The sequence below is a fragment of the Bradyrhizobium sp. STM 3809 genome (genome assembly GCF_000239795.1).
GTDB lineage: Bacteria > Pseudomonadota > Alphaproteobacteria > Rhizobiales > Xanthobacteraceae > Bradyrhizobium.
In genome coordinates, this window is the sequence record NZ_CAFJ01000497.1 from 1 (window position 1) to 18,584 (window position 18,584).

The 18,584-nt window shown below is 66.3% G+C and carries 14 protein-coding genes; 8 read left to right on the top strand and 6 right to left on the bottom strand.

Annotation, left to right across the window (positions count from 1 at the left end):
• Positions 1-180: 180 nt before the first annotated feature.
• Entirely contained in the window at positions 181-4,917 is a 4,737-nt protein-coding gene (gene gltB, locus BRAS3809_RS22880) for a glutamate synthase large subunit (protein ID WP_008964408.1), read from the bottom strand.
• Between the two features lie 595 nt (positions 4,918-5,512).
• Between gltB and BRAS3809_RS22885 the strand changes: the two genes are divergently transcribed.
• Positions 5,513-6,532 carry a hypothetical protein gene (locus BRAS3809_RS22885; protein WP_008964409.1) on the top strand — a complete coding sequence of 340 codons (1,020 nt, stop codon included), beginning with the start codon at positions 5,513-5,515 and terminating at the stop codon, positions 6,530-6,532.
• Between the two features lie 292 nt (positions 6,533-6,824).
• On the opposite strand, the gene BRAS3809_RS22890 is transcribed toward BRAS3809_RS22885, so the two are convergent.
• On the bottom strand, positions 6,825-7,304 hold the full coding sequence (locus tag BRAS3809_RS22890; RefSeq protein ID WP_008964410.1) for an Hsp20 family protein: 480 nt from the start codon (positions 7,302-7,304) through the stop codon (positions 6,825-6,827).
• 193 nt (positions 7,305-7,497) lie between these two features.
• On the opposite strand from BRAS3809_RS22890, the gene BRAS3809_RS22895 reads away from it, so the two are divergent.
• Together BRAS3809_RS22895 and BRAS3809_RS22900 are read left to right on the top strand one after the other, a co-directional pair.
• The gene (locus tag BRAS3809_RS22895; protein ID WP_008964411.1) at positions 7,498-8,445 is read left to right on the top strand and encodes an alpha/beta hydrolase; all 948 of its coding nucleotides are present in this window, start codon (positions 7,498-7,500) and stop codon (positions 8,443-8,445) included.
• A gap of 76 nt (positions 8,446-8,521) precedes the next feature.
• Complete coding sequence (locus BRAS3809_RS22900; RefSeq protein ID WP_008964412.1) at positions 8,522-9,370, top strand: tetratricopeptide repeat protein; 849 nt, start codon at positions 8,522-8,524, stop codon at positions 9,368-9,370.
• Here BRAS3809_RS22900 and BRAS3809_RS22905 read toward each other — a convergent pair.
• Positions 9,360-10,070 (bottom strand): hypothetical protein, encoded by a 711-nt coding sequence (locus BRAS3809_RS22905; protein WP_008964413.1) that lies wholly within the window; start codon positions 10,068-10,070, stop codon positions 9,360-9,362. The two genes, BRAS3809_RS22900 and BRAS3809_RS22905, sit on opposite strands and share 11 nt — an antisense overlap.
• Positions 10,071-10,139: 69 nt before the next feature.
• Positions 10,140-11,342: an ABC transporter substrate-binding protein gene (locus BRAS3809_RS22910; RefSeq protein WP_008964414.1), complete on the bottom strand. Its 1,203-nt coding sequence runs from the start codon at positions 11,340-11,342 to the stop codon at positions 10,140-10,142.
• A gap of 151 nt (positions 11,343-11,493) precedes the next feature.
• On the opposite strand from BRAS3809_RS22910, the gene BRAS3809_RS22915 reads away from it, so the two are divergent.
• Together BRAS3809_RS22915 and BRAS3809_RS22920 are read left to right on the top strand one after the other, a co-directional pair.
• Positions 11,494-12,168 (top strand): GntR family transcriptional regulator, encoded by a 675-nt coding sequence (locus BRAS3809_RS22915; RefSeq protein WP_008964415.1) that lies wholly within the window; start codon positions 11,494-11,496, stop codon positions 12,166-12,168.
• Positions 12,169-12,328: 160 nt separating this feature from the next.
• Positions 12,329-12,652, top strand: a complete 324-nt coding sequence (locus BRAS3809_RS22920) for an immunity 53 family protein (RefSeq protein ID WP_035657777.1) — start codon at positions 12,329-12,331, stop codon at positions 12,650-12,652.
• Positions 12,653-12,804: 152 nt separating this feature from the next.
• On the opposite strand, the gene BRAS3809_RS22925 is transcribed toward BRAS3809_RS22920, so the two are convergent.
• Both BRAS3809_RS22925 and BRAS3809_RS22930 read right to left on the bottom strand, forming a co-directional pair.
• Positions 12,805-14,364 (bottom strand): TadE/TadG family type IV pilus assembly protein, encoded by a 1,560-nt coding sequence (locus tag BRAS3809_RS22925; protein ID WP_008964417.1) that lies wholly within the window; start codon positions 14,362-14,364, stop codon positions 12,805-12,807.
• 309 nt (positions 14,365-14,673) lie between these two features.
• Positions 14,674-16,362 carry a sensor histidine kinase gene (locus BRAS3809_RS22930; RefSeq protein WP_008964418.1) on the bottom strand — a complete coding sequence of 563 codons (1,689 nt, stop codon included), beginning with the start codon at positions 16,360-16,362 and terminating at the stop codon, positions 14,674-14,676.
• Between the two features lie 816 nt (positions 16,363-17,178).
• Between BRAS3809_RS22930 and BRAS3809_RS36755 the strand changes: the two genes are divergently transcribed.
• The 3 genes from BRAS3809_RS36755 to BRAS3809_RS37120 all read left to right on the top strand — a co-directional run.
• Positions 17,179-17,328, top strand: coding sequence for a hypothetical protein (locus tag BRAS3809_RS36755; RefSeq protein WP_008964419.1), 150 nt, complete (start codon positions 17,179-17,181; stop codon positions 17,326-17,328).
• Positions 17,329-17,560: 232 nt separating this feature from the next.
• A complete protein-coding gene (locus tag BRAS3809_RS22940) occupies positions 17,561-18,298 on the top strand; it encodes a CPBP family intramembrane glutamic endopeptidase (RefSeq protein ID WP_240535748.1) in 738 nt (245 codons plus the stop codon).
• A 39-nt stretch (positions 18,299-18,337) separates the two neighbouring features.
• The coding region (locus BRAS3809_RS37120) for a hypothetical protein (RefSeq protein ID WP_210161111.1) at positions 18,338-18,584 on the top strand (247 nt) is incomplete at its 3' end.

The window sequence follows — 18,584 nt, forward strand, 5'->3', positions numbered from 1 at the left end:
TCTGCTGGCCTCATGGTTCGAGACGGCGCTTTCGCGCCTCCTCACCATGAGGGTTTCGTTTCTTGCTTCTCCTCACCCTGAGGAGCGGCGCTTTGCGCCGCGTCTCGAAGGGCGAGGCCCCGCTCTCGGCCTCATGGTTCGAGACGGCGCTAGCGCGCCTCCTCACCATGAGGAGCAACATCAAGCCCCGATCGCGATCTTCGGCTCGGAGTCGGCGTTGGCCGCCATTTCCTTCAAAGCGCGGCGGTACTCGACCGGCATGACCTTGCGGAACTTCGGCGCAAACTCCTTCCAGTTCGCCAGGATATCGGCGGCGCGCTTGGAGCCGGTGGCCTTGGCGTGGCGCGAGATCAGGACGTGCAGGCGCTCGACGTCGGACGCCAGCAGGTTCTTGAACACGTCGACACGGCCATGCGCCTCGAGGTCGCCCATCTGGTGATAGGTGTCCTCCGCGATCATCTCCTCCGACAGCACCGGCTCGAGCTCGACCATCGCCATGTTGCAATGCTTATCGAAGTCGCCGGCCTCGTCGAGCACATAGGCGACGCCGCCCGACATGCCCGCGGCGAAGTTGCGCCCGGTCTTGCCGAGCACGACCACGATGCCGCCGGTCATGTATTCGCAGCAATGATCGCCCGCGCCCTCGACGACCGCGACCGCGCCGGAGTTACGCACGGCGAAGCGCTCGCCGGCGATGCCGCGGAAGAAGCACTCGCCGGAGATGGCGCCGTACATCACGGTGTTGCCGACGATGATCGACTCCTCCGGCACGATGCCGGAGTTGCGCGGCGGCTTGACGATGATGCGGCCGCCCGAAAGGCCCTTGCCGACATAGTCGTTGCCTTCGCCTTCGAGCTCGAACGTGACGCCGTTGGCGAGCCAGGCGCCGAACGCCTGGCCGGCAGTGCCCTTCAGGCTGACATGGATCGTGTCCTGCGGCAGGCCGGCATGACCGTAGATCTTGGCCACCGCGCCGGAAAGCATCGCGCCCGCCGAACGGTCGGTGTTGTTGATCTCGGCCTCGATCTTGACCGGCGCGCCGCGGTCGAGCGCGGGCCGCGCCTGCTCGATCAGCTTGCGGTCGAGCACGGCCTCGAGGTGATGATCCTGCTTCTCGGCGTGATGGATCTTCTGGCCCGGCTCCGCCTTCTGCTTCACGAACAGCTTGGAGAAGTCCAGTCCCTTGGCCTTCCAATGCGCCACCAGTCTGGACTGATCGAGCATCTGCACCTGGCCGACCATCTCGTTGAACGAGCGGTAGCCCAGCGAAGCCATGATCTCGCGGACCTCTTCGGCCACGAAGAAGAAGTAGTTGATCACGTGCTCGGGCTGGCCGGTGAAGCGCTTGCGCAGGACGGGATCCTGGGTCGCGACGCCCACCGGACAGGTGTTGAGGTGGCACTTGCGCATCATGATGCAACCCGCCGCGATCAGCGGCGCGGTGGCGAAGCCGAACTCGTCGGCGCCGAGCAGAGCGCCAATCACGACGTCACGCCCGGTGCGGAAGCCGCCGTCGACCTGGACGACGATGCGGCTGCGCAGCCGCTCGCGCACCAGGGTCTGATGCGTCTCGGCAAGGCCGATCTCCCACGGCGAGCCCGCATGCTTGATCGAGGTGAGGGGGGAGGCGCCGGTGCCGCCCTCGAAGCCCGCGATCGTGACATGATCGGCGCGCGCCTTGGCGACGCCGGCGGCAACCGTGCCGACGCCGACCTCGGAGACCAGCTTGACCGAGACCTGGCCGTCCGGATTGACGTTCTTCAGGTCGTAGATCAGCTGCGCGAGATCCTCGATCGAGTAGATGTCGTGATGCGGCGGCGGCGAGATCAGGCCGACGCCCGGGGTCGAGTGGCGCACCTTTGCGATGGTGGCGTCGACCTTGTGGCCGGGCAACTGGCCGCCTTCGCCGGGCTTGGCACCCTGCGCCATCTTGATCTGCATCATGTCGGAGTTGACGAGATACTCCGTCGTCACGCCGAACCGGCCGGACGCGACCTGCTTGATCGCCGAGCGCATGGAGTCGCCGTTCGGCAGCGGCTTGAAGCGATCGGCTTCCTCGCCGCCTTCGCCGGTGTTCGACTTGCCGCCGATCCGGTTCATCGCGATCGCGAGCGTCGTATGTGCCTCGCGCGAGATCGAGCCGAAGCTCATCGCCCCGGTGGCGAAGCGCTTGACGATCTCCTTCGCCGGCTCGACCTCGTCGAGCGGGACCGGCTTGCGCTTGTCGTCCTCGGCCGACTTGATCCGGAACAGGCCGCGCAGGGTCAGCAGCCGCTCGGACTGCTCGTTGAGCAGCTTTGCGAACGCCTGATAGCGGTCCTTGGAGTTGCCGCGCACGGCATGCTGCAGCGTCGCGACGGATTCGGCGGTCCAGGCATGGTCCTCGCCGCGGGTGCGGTAGGCATATTCGCCGCCGACGTCGAGCGCGGTCTTGTAGACCAGCGCGTCGCCGAACGCGTCGCGGTGACGGCGCGTGGTCTCCTCGGCGATCTCCGGCAGGCCGACGCCTTCGATGCGGGTGTGGGTGCCGGCGAAGAACTTCTGCACGAACTCGGCACGGAGGCCGACCGCGTCGAAGATCTGCGCGCCGCAATAGGACTGGTAGGTCGAGATGCCCATCTTCGACATGACCTTGAGCAGGCCCTTGCCGATCGACTTGATGTAGCGCTTGACGACCTCGTAGTCGCTCAGCGCGCCCGGCAGCTTGTCCTTCAGCGCGATGATGGTCTCGAAGGCGAGATACGGGTTGATTGCCTCGGCGCCGTAGCCGGCGAGACAGGCGAAGTGATGCACCTCGCGCGGCTCGCCGCTCTCGACGACGAGGCCGACCGACGTGCGCAAGCCGGTGCGGATGAGATGGTGATGCACGGCGGCGCAGGCCAGCAGCGACGGGATCGGAATCCGGTCGCCGGAGACCATGCGGTCGGAGAGGATGATGATGTTCACGCCCTCGCGGACGGCCGCTTCCGCGCGGCCGCAGAGATCGTCGAGCACCTGCTCGAAGCCGGCTGCGCCCAGGCTCGCGTCGAACGTGGTGTCGAGCGTGCGCGAGACGAAATGGCTGTCCGAGACCTGCGAGATCGAGCGGATCTTTTCGAGGTCCGCATCGGTCAGGATCGGCTGATGCACCTCGAGCCGCTTGGTCGAGGCGACGCCTTCGAGGTCGAACAGGTTCGGGCGCGGGCCGATGATCGACACCAGGCTCATCACCAGCTCCTCGCGGATCGGGTCGATCGGCGGGTTGGTGACCTGGGCGAAGTTCTGCTTGAAGTAGGTGAACAAGAGCTTCGGCTTGTCCGACAGCGCCGAGATCGGCGCGTCGTTGCCCATCGAGCCCGTCGCCTCCTCACCGGTGGCGGCCATCGGCGTCATCAGGATGTTGATGTCCTCGGCCGTGTAGCCGAACGCCTGCTGCCGATCCAACAGTGGCAGGTTGGTGCGCGCGCCCTTGGTCGGCGCGTCCGGCAGCTTCTCGACCTGGATCTGCGTGCGGGCGAGCCACTCGGTGTAGGGATGGCTGGCGGCGAGCTGCGCCTTGATCTCGTCATCCGGGATCAGGCGGCCCTGCTCGAGGTCGACGAGCAGCATCTTGCCGGGCTGCAGCCGCCACTTGGTGACGATCTGGTCCTCCGGAATCTTCAGCACGCCCATCTCGGACGCCATCACGATGCGGTCGTCCTTGGTCACGAGATAGCGCGCCGGCCGCAGGCCGTTGCGGTCGAGCGTGGCGCCGATCTGGCGGCCGTCGGTGAAGGCGATCGCGGCGGGGCCGTCCCACGGCTCCATCAGCGCGGCGTGATATTCGTAGAACGAGCGGCGCTCCTCGCTCATCAAGGGATTGCCGGCCCACGCCTCCGGAATCATCATCATGACGGCGTGCGGCAGCGAGTAGCCGCCCTGCACCAGGAATTCGAGCGCGTTGTCGAAGCAGGCGGTGTCGGACTGGCCCTCATAGGAGATCGGCCAGAGCCGGCTGATGTCCTTGCCGAACAGCTCCGACGACACCGACGCCTGCCTGGCCGCCATCCAGTTGACGTTGCCGCGCAGGGTGTTGATCTCGCCGTTATGCGCGATCATGCGATAGGGATGCGCCAGCGACCAGGTCGGGAAGGTGTTGGTCGAGAAGCGCTGGTGCACCAGCGCCAGCGCGCTCTCGAAGTCCGGCTCGTGCAGATCGGCGTAGTACTTGCCGAGCTGGTCGGCCAGGAACATGCCCTTGTAGATCACGGTCCGGCACGACATCGAGCAGGGGTAATAGCCCGACATGCCGCGGTCGCGGCGCTGGTAGATCGCCTGCGAGATCGACTTGCGGAGGATGTAGAGCTTGCGCTCGAACTCGTCCTCGGTCTTGGCGGCGCCGTTGCGGCCGATGAACACCTGCATGCTGCGCGGCTCGGTCGGCTTGACCGTCACGCCCAGCGAGGAGTTGTCGGTCGGCACGTCGCGCCAGCCGAGCAGCACCAGGCCCTCGTCCTCGATCTGGTCGGCGATGATGCTCTTGATGACGTTCCGCCAGGCCTCGTCGCGCGGCATGAACAGCGCGCCGATGGCGTATTCGCCCGGAGCGGGCAAAGTGAAGCCGAGCTCCTTCGCCTTGCGCGAGAAGAAGGCGTGCGGGATCTGCACCAGGATGCCGGCGCCGTCACCGAAGCGCGGGTCGGCGCCGACGGCGCCGCGGTGCTCGAGATTGCACAGGATGTTCAGCGCGTCGGAGACGATCTGGTGCGACTTCTGGCCCTTGATGTTGGCGATGAAGCCGACGCCGCAGGAATCCTTCTCCTGCGAGGGGTCATAGAGACCTTCGGCTTCCGGACGCCACGTATGCAACTCGCGGGTGATCTCGGCCGGTTTTTCCTGCGAATCCACAGCCAGCACCGCGCCGCCCAACTTTCCGTGCTCGACCTTCGATCCGCTCATATCCGTCCCCATCAGTTATTGGTCAGGGCCTTCACCACAGTCCGGTACAGTCAGTCCGGCGCACCCCGGGCGCTGCGCGGGCCCCTCTCCGGAGCCAACGCTCGTCCTTCTCAGCGAGCCGCATTTGCAGAATTCAGGCCAGCCGCCGGGGGACCAAGTCCCCGCTGGACGCACGGCCTGTTCATGTCGCAACGCCCATGCCTCAACGTCACCGTCTCAACGTCATTGGGCGCCGTAACATCATTGCAAAGTCTCGGTCACCTTTGCAACGAAATTTTAGACAGCAATTCTGTCCTAAACCGCAAGATGCCAAACTTTAACCTATCACACAAGCGCAGCAGAGTCCTGCGGTTCGGGCCTCCAAGGCGCTCATTGCCCGGCGAATCTCCCGGCAAATCTTCCGGCAAATCGTCCGGTCGGCGTATCGAACGACGGGAACCGTCGGGCCGATCACGCACCGCGCGCAATTTTGAAACTCTTCGCCCTGTTCCCGCCCCGTCTCCGGCCCAGGACCGCCGGAATCGCGGCAGAACGTCAGCGCACTTGAGAAGAAGCGAACAGCTTCACGTGCGGGGGCATGCAGGAGCTTTGAGCCATGAAGTTGCTAGTTGGAGCCGTCTCAGCCGCCTTGATCGCGGCGTCTGCCGCCGCGCAGGCCGAGCCGCTGCCACCCTACGGTGTCCGCGGTCCGTATCGGGCAGTCTCCGATTTTGACGCGCCTTATTCCGAGGCGCCGCCCGCGGTCGTGCCGGCGCCGCCGCGTTACGGCTATGGACCGGGATCGGACTACGGCTATCGGGAGCCGCGCTACGCGCCGCCGGCGCCGGTGTACCGCCAGGATGGCTATCGCGACGGCTATCAGCAGGACTATGGCTACGCGCCGGCATTCCTGCCGATCCACGAGGTCTATGCGATCCTGCGCGACAACGGTTTCTCGCCGCTCGGCGCGCCGCGCCAGCGCGGCAACGTCTATGTCGTAGCGGTGCTCGACCGCGAGGGCGAGGACGGCAAGCTGGTCATCGATGCCCGCTCGGGGCGCATCATGCGCTTCGTGCCGGCGTTCCAATGGGGCGAGGATTACGAGCGCATGCGCTTCGAGCCGCGCGGCGGCCTCGACCGGCTGCCCGCGCCGACCGTCATCCGCGCCGACCCGCGCGTGGCGCCCCCCGCGGCGCCGCGGGTCGCCAATGCAATGCCGGCCCAGCTGCCGAAGGTTCCGACACCCGCCGCACGGCCAGCGATCCCCGCGCCGCAGACGGCCGCGCTCAGCCCGAAGCCTGCCGATACGGCCAAGCCGGCGGCGAAGCCGGAGATCAAGCCGGCGGAAGCCAGGCCCCCGGAGGTGAAGCCGGTGGAGACGAAGCCGGTCGAGGCCAAGGCGGATGCGGTGAAGGCGGGCGAGGCGAAGCCGGCTGACGCCAAGGCTGCCGATGGCAAGCCTGCTGATGCCAAGGCTTCAGAGACCAAGCCTGCCGACGCCAAGCCTGCTGACGCCAAGCCCGTCCAATCGGCCACGGCCGCGCCGCCGACGACCGGATCGATCGCGCCTGCCGCCAAGCCGGCGCCGCAGATCCTGCCGACCGCGACGATGCCGCCGGCACAAGGGCTGGAGTAACAGCAGCCCGCGAGCGGTCTGCCCAGACGCCGGCCGTCACCAAAACTGTCATCGCCCGCTCGACCGGGCGATCCAGTCATCACCGGCCTCTCGGTCGATCACGACCGCCGCGGCGGACTGGATTCCCGCCTTCGCGGGCATGACGGCCGTGTGCGGGGCGGCCGGCCACCTCAGGGCGATTATTCCGGAGCCGGGGACGGGCGAAGCCTCGGAGGACATCCGCGCAATCCGTCCACAAAAAAACGCCCCGGTGTCCCGGGGCGTTCGTGTCTCTGACGAGCTGTCTGGCCGATTAGGCGGCGGCCTTCTCGGCCGTGCGCTCGATCGCCGGCTGCTCGGAGCCTTGCGCTGAGGTCGAGATCGGAATCGACCGCGGCTTCTTGGCCTCGGGGATCTCGCGCACGAGGTCGACGTGGAGCAGGCCGTTCTCGAGGCTGGCGTTCTTCACCACCACGTGGTCGGCGAGCTGGAACGAGCGCTCGAAGGCGCGGGCGGCGATGCCGCGATACAGCACCTCGCTCTTCTTGCCGTTCTCGTTGGCAGCCTTCTCGCCCTTGATCGTCAGCGTGTTTTCCTTCGCGACGAGGGAGAGCTCATCCTTGCCGAAGCCGGAGACGGCAACGGTGATGCGATAGGCGTTCTCACCGGTGCGCTCGATGTTGTAGGGCGGGTAGCCGGGGCTGGGCTCGGCGGTCGCCTGGTCGAGCAGCGAGAACAGACGGTCGAAACCGACGGTGGAACGATAGAACGGGGTGAGGTCGTAGGTACGCATGGTCAAAGTCCTCCATTGAGCGACTGTTGGGCAAACCCGCCCGCCATCGGGCCGGGCTGTCGTGCAGCCGTGACGGCCTGCACGATCCCGATATGGTTCGGACGTCCGGACGTTCAAGAGGCACCGAGACCCGCTCTTTTTGCTGTTCCACCCCTTGATTCCCTGGGCTTTTCACCTATTCGATGGGCGCCTCATGACGCTCGTCTCGATTCCCGCCAATCCCGTCCCCGAGAACGCCACCGCCGGCACCATCAAGACCCCTGATGGCGCCGAGTTGCGCTTTGCGCGCTGGGCGCCGCCGGCCGGGCGCAAGGGCACCGTGTGCGTGTTCACCGGCCGCAGCGAGATGATCGAGAAATATTTCGAGACCGTGCGCGACCTGCGCGATCGCGGTTTCGCGGTCGCCATCATCGACTGGCGCGGCCAGGGCCATTCGTCGCGGCGCCTGCGCGATTCCCGCAAGGGCTATGTCCGCTCGTTCTCCGACTACGAGCTCGACGTCGAGACCTTCGTCACCGAGGTGGTGCTGCCGGATTGTCCGCCGCCGTACTTCGCGCTGGCGCATTCGATGGGCGGCACGGTGCTGCTGCGGCTGGCGCATTCCGGCAAGCGCTGGTTCGACCGCGTGGTGCTGTCGGCGCCGATGATCGACCTGCCGGGCAAGCGTACCGCGCTGCCGGCGCGGCTCCTGCTGCGGGCGATGCGCGTCGCGGGGCAGGGCGGCCGCTACGTCCCCGGCGGCAATGACGAGATCAGCGGGCTGGCGCCGTTCGTCAACAACCCGCTGACCTCGGATCCCGTCCGCTATGCGCGCAACGCCGCGATCCTCGAGGAGGATCCGACGCTCGGCATCGCCTCGCCCACGGTGGCCTGGGCCGACGCCGCCTTCGCGGCGATGGCGACCTTCCGGGGCATGACCTACCCGTTGCAGATCCGCCAGCCGATCCTGATGCTCGCGGCCTCCAGCGACACCGTGGTGTCGACCGCCGCGATCGAGGAGTTCGCCTACCATCTGCGCGCCGGCTCGCATCTCGTCATCGCCGGCGCCAAGCACGAGATCCTGCAGGAGCAGGACCGCTACCGCTCGCAATTCTGGGCCGCCTTCGACGCCTTCGTGCCGGGCACGCCGCTGTTCGGCTGAGCGCCCGTTGCTGGACACGTCCGGGCTTCACGGGCTAGACCCGACGGATCATCTTCACGCGTTGTAGCGACGGATCGTGAGCAAGGCGCAGACCAGGTTGCAGGCGCAGGCGCTGCAGGAGGCGATCCACGCGCTGCGTGGGCGGCAGTTCGCGCGCGCCGAGCAGATCGCCGCCTCGATCCTGCGCACCGCCAGGACCGATCGCGCCGCGCTGATGGTGTACGCGCATGCGCTGCTCGGCCAGCAGCGCGCCGGCGAGGCGGTCGCGCCGCTGGAGAAGGCGGCGCTGCGCGGCCCTGATCCGGAGCTCGAAACCCTGCTCGGCGCAGCGTTGTGCGACTCGCGTCGCGCGGCCGATGGCATCGCGCAATTGCGCAAGACGGCAGCGCGGCGGCCGCCGTTCCTGCCGGCGTTCCAGGAGCTGGCGGGACGGCTCGCGAAATCCAATCGGCTCGCTGATGCCATCGCCGTCATCGAGGAGGCGCTGACGCTGGCGCCCGACAGCGTCGACCTCAAGCTCGATCTCGGCCGGCTGTGCCTGCAGGCTAATCAGCGCGCGCGGGCGCGGGACAATTTCATCGCCGCGCGCGAGGCGGCGCCGGGCCGGCCCGACATCCTGATCGAGCTCGCCTGGGTGCAGTTCCTCGACGGCGACTACGCCGGGGCTGCCGGCACCTACAAGCACGCGCTCGGCCTGCGGCCCGAGGACACCCAGACCCGCGCCAATCTCGCGATGTGCCTGATGGAGCAGGGCGACCGCGCCGGCGCTGAGGCCGCGTTGCGCACGGTCATGCGCGGCCGGCCGCATCTGCTCAGCCGCGCCGCCTATACGATGGCCGTCAGCTCGCACGGCCGCTTCTTCTTCCGCCCAAGCGACGCCGCCAGATTCCTCGGCGCCGACGGCGCGGCGGCGGTCAAGCCCTGAACTGCTTGCGATACAGGCCCTGCTCGCGCTTCAGCGCCTCGCGCACGGTGTGAATCTCCGCGACGTCCGCGTCGGTGAAGGCCGAGATCTGCATCGCCCATGTCTGCCGCTTCACCGGGATGCATTGCGCGACCGGCGTGCCCTTCGGCAGCACGCCGCGAAACGCCATGTCGTGCCAATGCGCCGGGAAGTGCACGAAGCTGTCGTGGAAGCGGTCGCTGTCGACGAGGCCGGTCACGGTGGTGAAGGGCAGGTCGAAGCGGTTGAGCGGGTGGGTGAACAGCAACGACCAGCCCTCGGGCGCCTCGATCGTCCACAGATTATGAAACTTCAGCAGGAAACGGTCGGCCTCGAACAGCGGCGATCCCGTCACCTGCGACACGTCGTGGAAGCTGACCGGCGAGCGCGGAAAATCGATCGCGCCGCCCGGCGGCAGTTCGTTGTCCCAGGTGATGCCGGTGTCGTCGACCTTGAGGTCGCAGGCCAGCGGAATCAGGAAGCCCGTGGTCATCGCGTCGATGAAGGGCGGGCAGCGCTTGACCGTCTGCTCCTCGGCCTGGTTGAGCTGGCTGAACGCGGTCGCCGGCATCGTCTTGACCCAGTCGGGAATGCCCATCGGCGCCGGCACCGGCTGCGGAATCAGGCCTTCGAGCTCGGCGGGGCAGCGGAATTTCAGCGTGAGGGCATCAGTCTCGGACATCGGCGCCGCGGCTCTCCTGTGGTCGACAGGAGAGGTCTACGCCTCCGGCGCGGAAACGCCAACCCGCCGTCATTTGGTCGACAGCACCTCGCCGAACCGTTCCCATTGCTTGCCGGTGAAGCGCATGAACTGCACCTGCTCGACCGGCAGGTGGTCGCCCTCGGAGGTGTTGACCTTGATGCCCGGCAGCAGCATCGGCAACTCCAGATCCTTGATCGACAGCGCCTGCTTCAGGATGTTCTCGCGCGACAGATCATTGCCGGCGGCCTTCAGCACGTGCTCCAGCACCATGCCGTTGTTGTAGCCGTTGACGTAGTTGGAATCGCGGATGTCGCCGTCGGGCACGTATTTCGCCATGAAGTCGCGCCAGCCCTTGACGCCGGGATCGTCGGCCCAGGCCGGATCGAGCGGGTCCTTGACATAGGCGGTCGAGATGATGCCGGTGCCGGCCTCCAGGCCGGCCGGCTCCATCACCGAGGACATCCACACCGAGACGTTGGTCAGGAAGGTCATCGGCCGCCAGCTGATCTCGAACGTCTTGCGGATCGCCTGCGCGGCGAATTTCGGCGTGGCGGCGATGATTAGCGCGTCGGCGCCGCTCGATTTCAGCTTCACGATCTGCGAGTCGATGGTCGGCTCGGTCGGCTCGTAGCTCGCCACCGTCACCGCGCTGTCGAAGCGCTCGCCGAGCACGTCCTTCAGCCCGGCGAGATAGTCGCGGCCGAAATCGTCGTTCTGCGCCAGGATTGCGAACGTCGCGTCCGGCTTCTTCTGCAGCGCGTAGCGCGCATACATCCGCGCCTCGTTGCGGAACGGCGCCATCACGCCCATCAGGGCAAACGGAAACTGTGCGGGATCGCCGAACTTCGAGGCGCCGGAGGCCACGAACAGCTGCGGCACCTTCTTGGCCGCGAGGTACTTGGCGATCGCGGTGTTGTGCGCCGTGCCCATGGTCGAGAAGATGAAGGAGACCTCGTCGCTCTCGACCAGGCGCCGCGTCTGCTCCACCGTCTTCGGCGGCACGTAGCCGTCGTCGAGTGACAGCAGATTGACCTTGCGGCCGTTGATGCCGCCGCGGTCGTTGACCATCTTGAAATAGGCCACCTCGCCCTTGCCGAGGATGCCGAACGCCGACACCGGCCCGCTATAGGGCATGGTCTGGCCGATGCGGATCTCGGTGGCGGTCACGCCGGGCAGGTCCTCGGCCTCAGCGGCCGACACCAGCACCGATGACATGACGATCAGCCCTGCGGCTGCGATGGCCCTGCGCATGGACACCTCCCTGATGGCCGCGCTGTCGGCGGCGTCTTGCCGGCAGCATAGGCGTGCCCGGGCGCGCGGCAACAAAAATATATTTTCTAACGAAAATCTATTTTTATTCCATCTGCTATTCTGCTCGGCGTCGAACACCGCCGAGTGCCTCATGTCCGGAAGCGCCACCCAGACCGTCTATGAACAGTTGCGCGCCAACCTGCTCGCCGGCCTCTACCGGCCCGAGGAGAAGCTGAAGATCAGCGAGCTCGGCGCGGCGTTTTCGGTCAGCCCCGGCGCGATCCGCGAGGCGCTGGCGCGGCTGACGGCGGAGGGGCTGGTGACCGCGCTGCCGCAGCGCGGCTTCCGCGTCGCCCCGGTGTCGGCCGCCGATCTGCGCGATCTCACCGACATGCGCATCGAGATCGAAACCAAGTGCCTGCGCCGCGCCATCGCCCATGGCGACATCGAGTGGGAAACCGCCGTCGTGGCCGCGCATCACCGCATGGCGGCAACGCCGATCGCGGCCGCCGACGGCAGCTTCTCGCCGGCCTGGACGATCGCGCATGGCGAGTTCCACGCCGCGCTCGCGCAGGCCTGCGGCAGCGTCTGGATGATGCGGGTGCGCGATCTGCTGTTCGTCCACAACGAGCGCTATCTCGATCTCGCCCGCAAGACCGATCGCGGCAACCGCGACGTCGCGCGCGAGCACCGCGAACTGATGGAGGCGGCGCTGGAACGCGACGCCGAGCGCGCAGTGACGATCATGACGGCGCATCTGACCAAGACCCGGGACACGATCGAAGCGGCGCTGCTCGCCGCCGCGGCGATGACCGAGGCGGGGTAACACATGGGACAGCATGTCGGCAGACTGTGCTCTGGCTGCTCTCGCGAACGTCGGCGGCTTGCGTCATCCTGGGCCGGCCGCGCCGCACCGTGGCTGCGCGCCGCTGATGCCTCCGGTCCGATCGATGACGGGCCGCGGGCCGCCAACCGATGAGATGCCGATGCGAGACCAGTGCGAGCCTCTGAAGGCGCTTCAGGAGTGGTACGCCTCGCAATGCGACGGCCGGTGGGAGCACCATCACGGCATCAAGATCGGAACCTTGGACAACCCAGGGTGGACACTCCAGGTCGACCTCTCCGCCACCGGACTGGCGGAGCGGCCCTTCCGCGAGGTCAAGGTCCAGGGCGACGACGACGGCGATTGGTGTCATTGCCGCGTTCGCGGCAAGATCTTCGAAGCCTTCTGCGGCCCCGGTCATCTCGGCGACGTGATCTCGATCTTCCTCGCCTGGGCGATCGCAGCTGCGCGCGAAGTGCAGCACTGACGGTCACGCGGCAGGTCCGATCGCGATCTGAGCTGCCCGATCTGCCACCATGATGCGCAAACACACCGTCGGCATTTCCGCTCATCGACGCGCCTAACCCGCTTAAAGTCGGGCTCTGCTTGTCAGCAATGTCCGTGAGCTGGTTTCCCTCCTCATCGGGTCAGATGCGCCTCGGAGACCGCGTGATTGAACATCGCGTTCAGCGCCGCCGTGATGTCGGCCGGCGTGTTCGCGGTGTAGAAGAAGCCGGGCGACGCGCAGGCCTGCAGGCTCGACGGAATGTTGGGGATGTTGTTGTTGGCGTAGTCGTCCTCGTCGCCCGCGAAGGAGGCGTTGACCGGGTTGATCGTCTGGTAGGGAATGTAGAGCACCGAGATGATGATCCCGCGATTCTTCAGCGGCGTGCATGAGGTGGTCGGATCGATCGTGGTGGCATGATTGCTGCCGGACCATGAGCCGTTGGGCACGCCCTTCACCTGCGGGTCCTGCGCGCCATCGGTGACCAGGAACACATAGGGCAGGGTGTTGGTCGTGGCGCTCCCGTTCCCGACATTGACGATCAGGTTGTTGACGCTGGCGAGCGCGGTGTCGATATGCGTGCCGCCCGAGCCGAGCGAGGTGTTGGTGTTGGTGTCGAGCAAGGTCGCGAGATTGGCCGCGGCATAGTTGATGGTGGTGGAATCGCTCGTCGAGCCGCTGATGTTGCTGGTCAGCGGATAATAGGAATAGAGGTAGCGAATGAATGGATACAGCCCGATCCGGAACTGGTTCGCGACCTTCTCGGTGCTGTTGGCCGTCGCGAACAGCTGGTTGACGGCGTAGCCGACGGCATCCAGGCGCAGCTGGATGCAGCTGTCCGTTCCGTCGGTCGGGCAGTTCGCGACCGTCGGCAGCTTGCTGTAGAGCGAGTTCGGCAGCCCGGAGACGATGGACGACGGCAGCTGCACGCCCTTCGGGTAGTTCTTGTTGGTGGTCAGCAGGCTCTGGTAGCCGCTCTGGCTGACCCGCGAGATGGCGTAGCCGAGGCAGTAGTTGTTGGTCGGATAGCCCTGGGTTCCGGAGTCGGTGCAGGCGCTGTTCTGCGGCGAAAAATGGCATGCGAGGGTGCAGCCCGTCGGATATTGCCGATAGTTGTCCGGGCTGATCGCCTGCATGCGCTGCGCTTCGGCCGACGTGGACGGCAAGCCCATCGATCCCGAAACATCGAGGGTCAGATAGAAGTCGAGGTAGAGCGGCAGGCTGACGGACGACGACGAGGTGCCGGTGACCGTCAGGGTCTGATAGCCGATCACCGTCAGGAAGGTGGTCGGCACGGCCGCGGCGAATTGGACCTTCGATGACAGCGTGGACCCGGTCTTGGTGACCGTGCTGGTCTCGGATGTCAGGGTATAGCCGCCGAAGGTCGAGGCATTGCCCTTGAAGATGTTGTCCGCTTCGTTGACTCCCGCGGTCACGGAACCGTCCGACGTCATCGCCATGGCCGCGGAATAGCCGGCGGAGTTGACCGAGATCGAGGCGATGCTGGCGGCGTCGGCGGCGGACTGCAGCTTGACCTTCAACCGCATGGCCATGGAGTAGTCGGTCGCACATCCGATCGCCGTCAGGATCGGCAACAGCGCGATCGCGAACGTCACCGCGATGTTGGCCTTGCTGTCCCCGCAGAAGCGCGCGAAGAGCGCGCGCGTCCGGCGCACTGATCTGCTGATGATCACGCTCGACCTCCACGATCCGGCCGCCTCAGGCCGTTGATTGTTTCTTAGTCGGCCGTCCCCGGACCGGCAGCGTCGTCAGGCGTGCTCGAGCCCGGTTTGCACCGACGGTCGAAAGTCTCGACTGAGGTGCGTCAAAACATCGCAAGCGTGTGTTGCATTTCGGTTGATGTCACTGAAGAGTTGCGTGGTCCCGTGATACCGGTACATGCGCGGGCACGACCGCCGCTGGCCCGAGGCAACCGGCCATGACCGAGGAAAATCAACAGGTTTCATCGGATCTGGCTGACGCGGGCAGGCGGCGGATGGAACTCAGCCGGTCAATCTCGCTTCGCCGGCACCTTCGGCTTGGACGCCGAACTGCATCGTGCAGCGCAGGCCGCCCGGATCGAAGTCGAGCGTGACCGCCCAGCCGGTCTCGGCGCCGAACATCCGCGTGATCATCCTGGTGCCGAAGCCGCGCCGGGTCGGCTTGCGGACCAGGGGCCCATCGCGCTCGATCCAGACCAGCCGCACGATGCCGCTGTCCAGGCCGGTCCAGGCGATATCGAGTTTGCCCGAGGGGGTGGAGAAGGCGCCGTATTTGGCGGCGTTGGTACTGAGCTCCTGGATCGCGGCCGACAGCGCCAAGGTCAGCTTGGGCGGCAGCAGCAGGCTGGGTCCACGGACGGTCAGGCGGTCGGGACCGGCATAGGGCGCCAGCGTGCGGTCGACGATGGCCCTGACATCGGCGCCGACCCAGTTGTTCTCCGTCAGCAGATTATACGCTTCCGACAGCGCGAGGATGCGCCCCTCGAAGGCGGCGACGTAGTGCTCGACGTCGTTGGCGCTCGCGCGCGACAGCCGCGCGATCGACTGCACCGTGCCCAGCGTGTTCTTGACGCGGTGGTTGATCTCGTCGAGCAGATCGCGCTGCTGGCGCAGGGCCCCGGCGAGTTCTCCGCCGACTGTGTGAAGCATCTGCTTCATGCGATTGACCTCGCTGATGCGCCCCAAGGTCGGCGCAGGAGCGCCGGCCCGCAGGCCGGACACGTAGCGCTCCAGGTCGGCGAATTCGACGAGGAAGCGATGGCCGAGCAGGCGGGCGAGCACCATGCTCAGCGCGAAGGTGAAGACCGTCAGGGCGACGATCCACTCGATGGTCCGATGCAACGGGCCGTCGATGGCCTCCCGGGGCACGGCGAGATTGATCGTCCAGCCGCTCTGGTCGGAGCGCAGCAGCGAGGTGTAGGTCGCGACCCCCGAGCGCGAGACGGCCTTGATCCACCAGGCAGAAGCTTCGCCGATGTGCGATCGCACCGCCGGAATGGTCGGCTGGCCGATCAAATCGTCGTCGCCCAGCAGCGGCCGCCGCGCCAGCAGCAGGCCCTGCGGGTCGATGATGCTGCCGACAAGCTCCCCGGACACGTAGTCGTCCATCAGGGTCGACAGATATTTCGGCGACAGCCCGATGTTCAGCGCGTACCGGATCTCGCCCGCGATCCGCACCGGGACCGCAATGATGACGATGGGCTGGCCGTCGACCACCGCCTTCTGCAGGCCGGAGACTTGCGGGCGTCCGGTTTCGATCGCCCTTCGTTCGGCCGCGAAGGCCGTGCGCTTCGGCAGCGGCGTTCCCGGATCGAGCCGGGTGTTGACCAGCTGCTGCCCATCGGGGTCGTACAATGCGATCGCCACCCCGCCGATCAGCTTGACCGCGTCGATCGCATGGGCCCTGAACTCCGCGAAGCGTCCGTTGGCCAGTAGCGGCGACAGCGCCAGGATCTGCAGGTCCTCGATGATGTTGGCGACCCGCAGCTCGGTCGCGTTGCGCATCAGCCGCAGCCGGTCCTCGTACTCGACCTTCCTATATTGCGACGATTCCGCGACGAAGTGATAGGCCAGGAACGCCGCACAGGCGGTGATCGGTATCGAGGTCGCCAGCGCGAGAATGAGGAGATAGGCCGAGATCGGCCAGGTCCCGGATCTCCCGGCGAGCCGGACTCCCCCACGAAACACCACGTCTCCTCCCGCTCGCGCCGCTACCGCACCGGTCGCGCGCGTCGCCAGACCAGCTCTGAAACGAAAGCCTCTGCCCGCACGGAACCCGAACTAACATGTGGAACATTTGTTCCAAGCGAGTCTGATGCGCTTCAGTCGCTGCTGACAGATCGCGTTGTTGCGCGCGTCTGTCAACCGCAACCGGAGCTGATCGTCCGGACATCTCATCGAGGGAACGATCGGCGCGAGCCTGCCGAGTGGCGCGACCTCCGCGCGGCCGCAGATGCTGCGGATCCTGCACGCGATCGCGCCGCGTTCCCGCCGCCCGTTGCGACGATACGTGATGGCGGTGTGCGCGACGGTCCGGCGCGGTCGATGTGCGCGTGTTCGTTCAGAGCCACCGGTTCGTCAGCTCTAGCTGTTAGTTCGACGAATTCGTGCCGACCTTCCGGTGTGCGGCGCGGCTCGAGCGGCGAGCTGTGAACATCAGAACGTTCGATGCGCCAGATGGGAGACCGGCCGCGTTCGCTCGCTTGGATGTGAGTCGTCATCTCAAACCGCGTGCAGGCCGGTTGTTTGTCTGAGGTTGCATTTAGTGCGGCGTGAGTCTTTGCGGCGATTCAACCATCTCGTGCGTAGGAAGCCGTCTTCTCTGTCGCAACAAATGCGGGCGCGGCGAGTATTAAGGCAGCTTCATACCGCCCCTGCGTCGCATTCAAGGATGCGTTCACCAATCGCACGCACGCGAGCGTCACTCTCTGACGCCGGAAACCCCCTGGTAACGCGCCATCTCGCCTAGTGCGGCTGCTCATTAATGAGTTTCAGGAGGAGACATTCATGTTGTTGAAGATCGTGCGCAAGATCGTAGAACCCCATGCACTCAATTCCGGCTTCGGGCTGGTGACGATGTTCGCGCTCACCGGCGTCATCGCCTCGCTCGCGCTGGTTCAGCAGGGCGTGAACATCTTCCCGACCGCGATGTTCTGACCGATCGTCCAGGCCAACACCGGCTGCTCCCGGTTCGAAGCAATTGGGAGCTCGTCCGCCGGATATCGTGATCCGTTGCGGATCATTCGCTCCATCAGCTACCCATCACCGCTGACGCGCCGAGGCGCCTGGGCCATCCCCGGCGCTTGGGCGCGTCTGCGGGATTCCTCGAGCGCGCGACTGCGCTCACGGAGAGTTGGACAAGCGCTGTCCCTCCGCCGATACGGTCGCATTGACCGCGCCTGCGTGCCGCGGCTGGCTTTCAAGCCATCGCTTCGCCGTCTTCCCGCTCGTGGGCGGCGGGCCACCCGAAAGCAAGGTCGTGCGCGAGATCGGACGTCCCGGAGACAAGGCGGCCAGGCTGTGCGCCCTTGCGTGGCTTCTGGCCGTCGTCACGCCCTTGATCGCATCTCAGCTGATCAGGTTGCACCAGCACGGCGCGCTTGGTTGGATCGCCTGGGACTACGCTGGCCGGCTGGCGGCGCTCGCCATTGCTGCTGCGATCCCGGCCGCGAGGGCGGTCGCATTCCGATCAGAACGGGTTCGGATCTCAATTCCGGAGATCGGGCTCTGGATTGCTGGCTTATCGGTGATCGAACGTGTCGGCCAACCGCTGCGAGTCGTGGTCAACGCGGCGTTTCCCGGGACGGTCTTCGGAAGCTACCCGCGCCCGAGCGGCTGGCTCTACATGTTTGATCTGATCTTCGGGCTCGCGCTGGTCGCTCTCATCGAGGAGATCGTCTTCCGCCGCTGCCTCGGCGAGGTGCTGCGACTCTGGCTGGGTGGCCGCGGTTCGATCATCGTGGTCTCGTCTCTTCTGTTCGGCGCCTGTCATTGGTGGACTGGATTGGGAAACGTGATGATGGCTGCGCTGATCGGCGCAGGGCTGATGCTGATGCTGCAGCGCTCGGTCGCATTATGGCCGGTGGTCCTCGCGCATGATCTGGTCGACCTCGTCGCTTTCGCCTGAGGCGCCGGTCTGATTTGCCCGACGGGCGGGCCGCGCCGAATGCTGTCCAGCCCCCGCGTGAAAAATATTCTGATTTACGAAATTCGGAATTCCTGTAGTCTGCGCGGCGTCCGGTCTCCGCGAGGAGGGGCGTATCGCGGTCGTCACGAGCGCGGGAGGCTGGATGCGGTGGGCGCGGCGGGTCGCAGCGTGATCGTTCATGCCGACGAACGACCGGCCGTGCACGGCGAAATCGCGTGGTCCTGGCGCCCCGATGCTGGCGTCAAGCCCGTGCCGCTTCCGACGA

Bases quoted from the DNA above. Each gene is read 5' to 3' on its own strand.
- gltB (WP_008964408.1), bottom strand. From the start codon at position 4,917: ATGAGCGGATCGAAGGTCGAGCACGGAAAGTTGGGCGGCGCGGTGCTG.
- BRAS3809_RS22885 (WP_008964409.1), top strand. From the start codon at position 5,513: ATGAAGTTGCTAGTTGGAGCCGTCTCAGCCGCCTTGATCGCGGCGTCT.
- BRAS3809_RS22890 (WP_008964410.1), bottom strand. From the start codon at position 7,304: ATGCGTACCTACGACCTCACCCCGTTCTATCGTTCCACCGTCGGTTTC.
- BRAS3809_RS22895 (WP_008964411.1), top strand. From the start codon at position 7,498: ATGACGCTCGTCTCGATTCCCGCCAATCCCGTCCCCGAGAACGCCACC.
- BRAS3809_RS22905 (WP_008964413.1), bottom strand. From the start codon at position 10,070: ATGTCCGAGACTGATGCCCTCACGCTGAAATTCCGCTGCCCCGCCGAG.
- BRAS3809_RS22910 (WP_008964414.1), bottom strand. From the start codon at position 11,342: ATGCGCAGGGCCATCGCAGCCGCAGGGCTGATCGTCATGTCATCGGTG.
- BRAS3809_RS22915 (WP_008964415.1), top strand. From the start codon at position 11,494: ATGTCCGGAAGCGCCACCCAGACCGTCTATGAACAGTTGCGCGCCAAC.
- BRAS3809_RS22920 (WP_035657777.1), top strand. From the start codon at position 12,329: ATGCGAGACCAGTGCGAGCCTCTGAAGGCGCTTCAGGAGTGGTACGCC.
- BRAS3809_RS36755 (WP_008964419.1), top strand. From the start codon at position 17,179: ATGTTGTTGAAGATCGTGCGCAAGATCGTAGAACCCCATGCACTCAAT.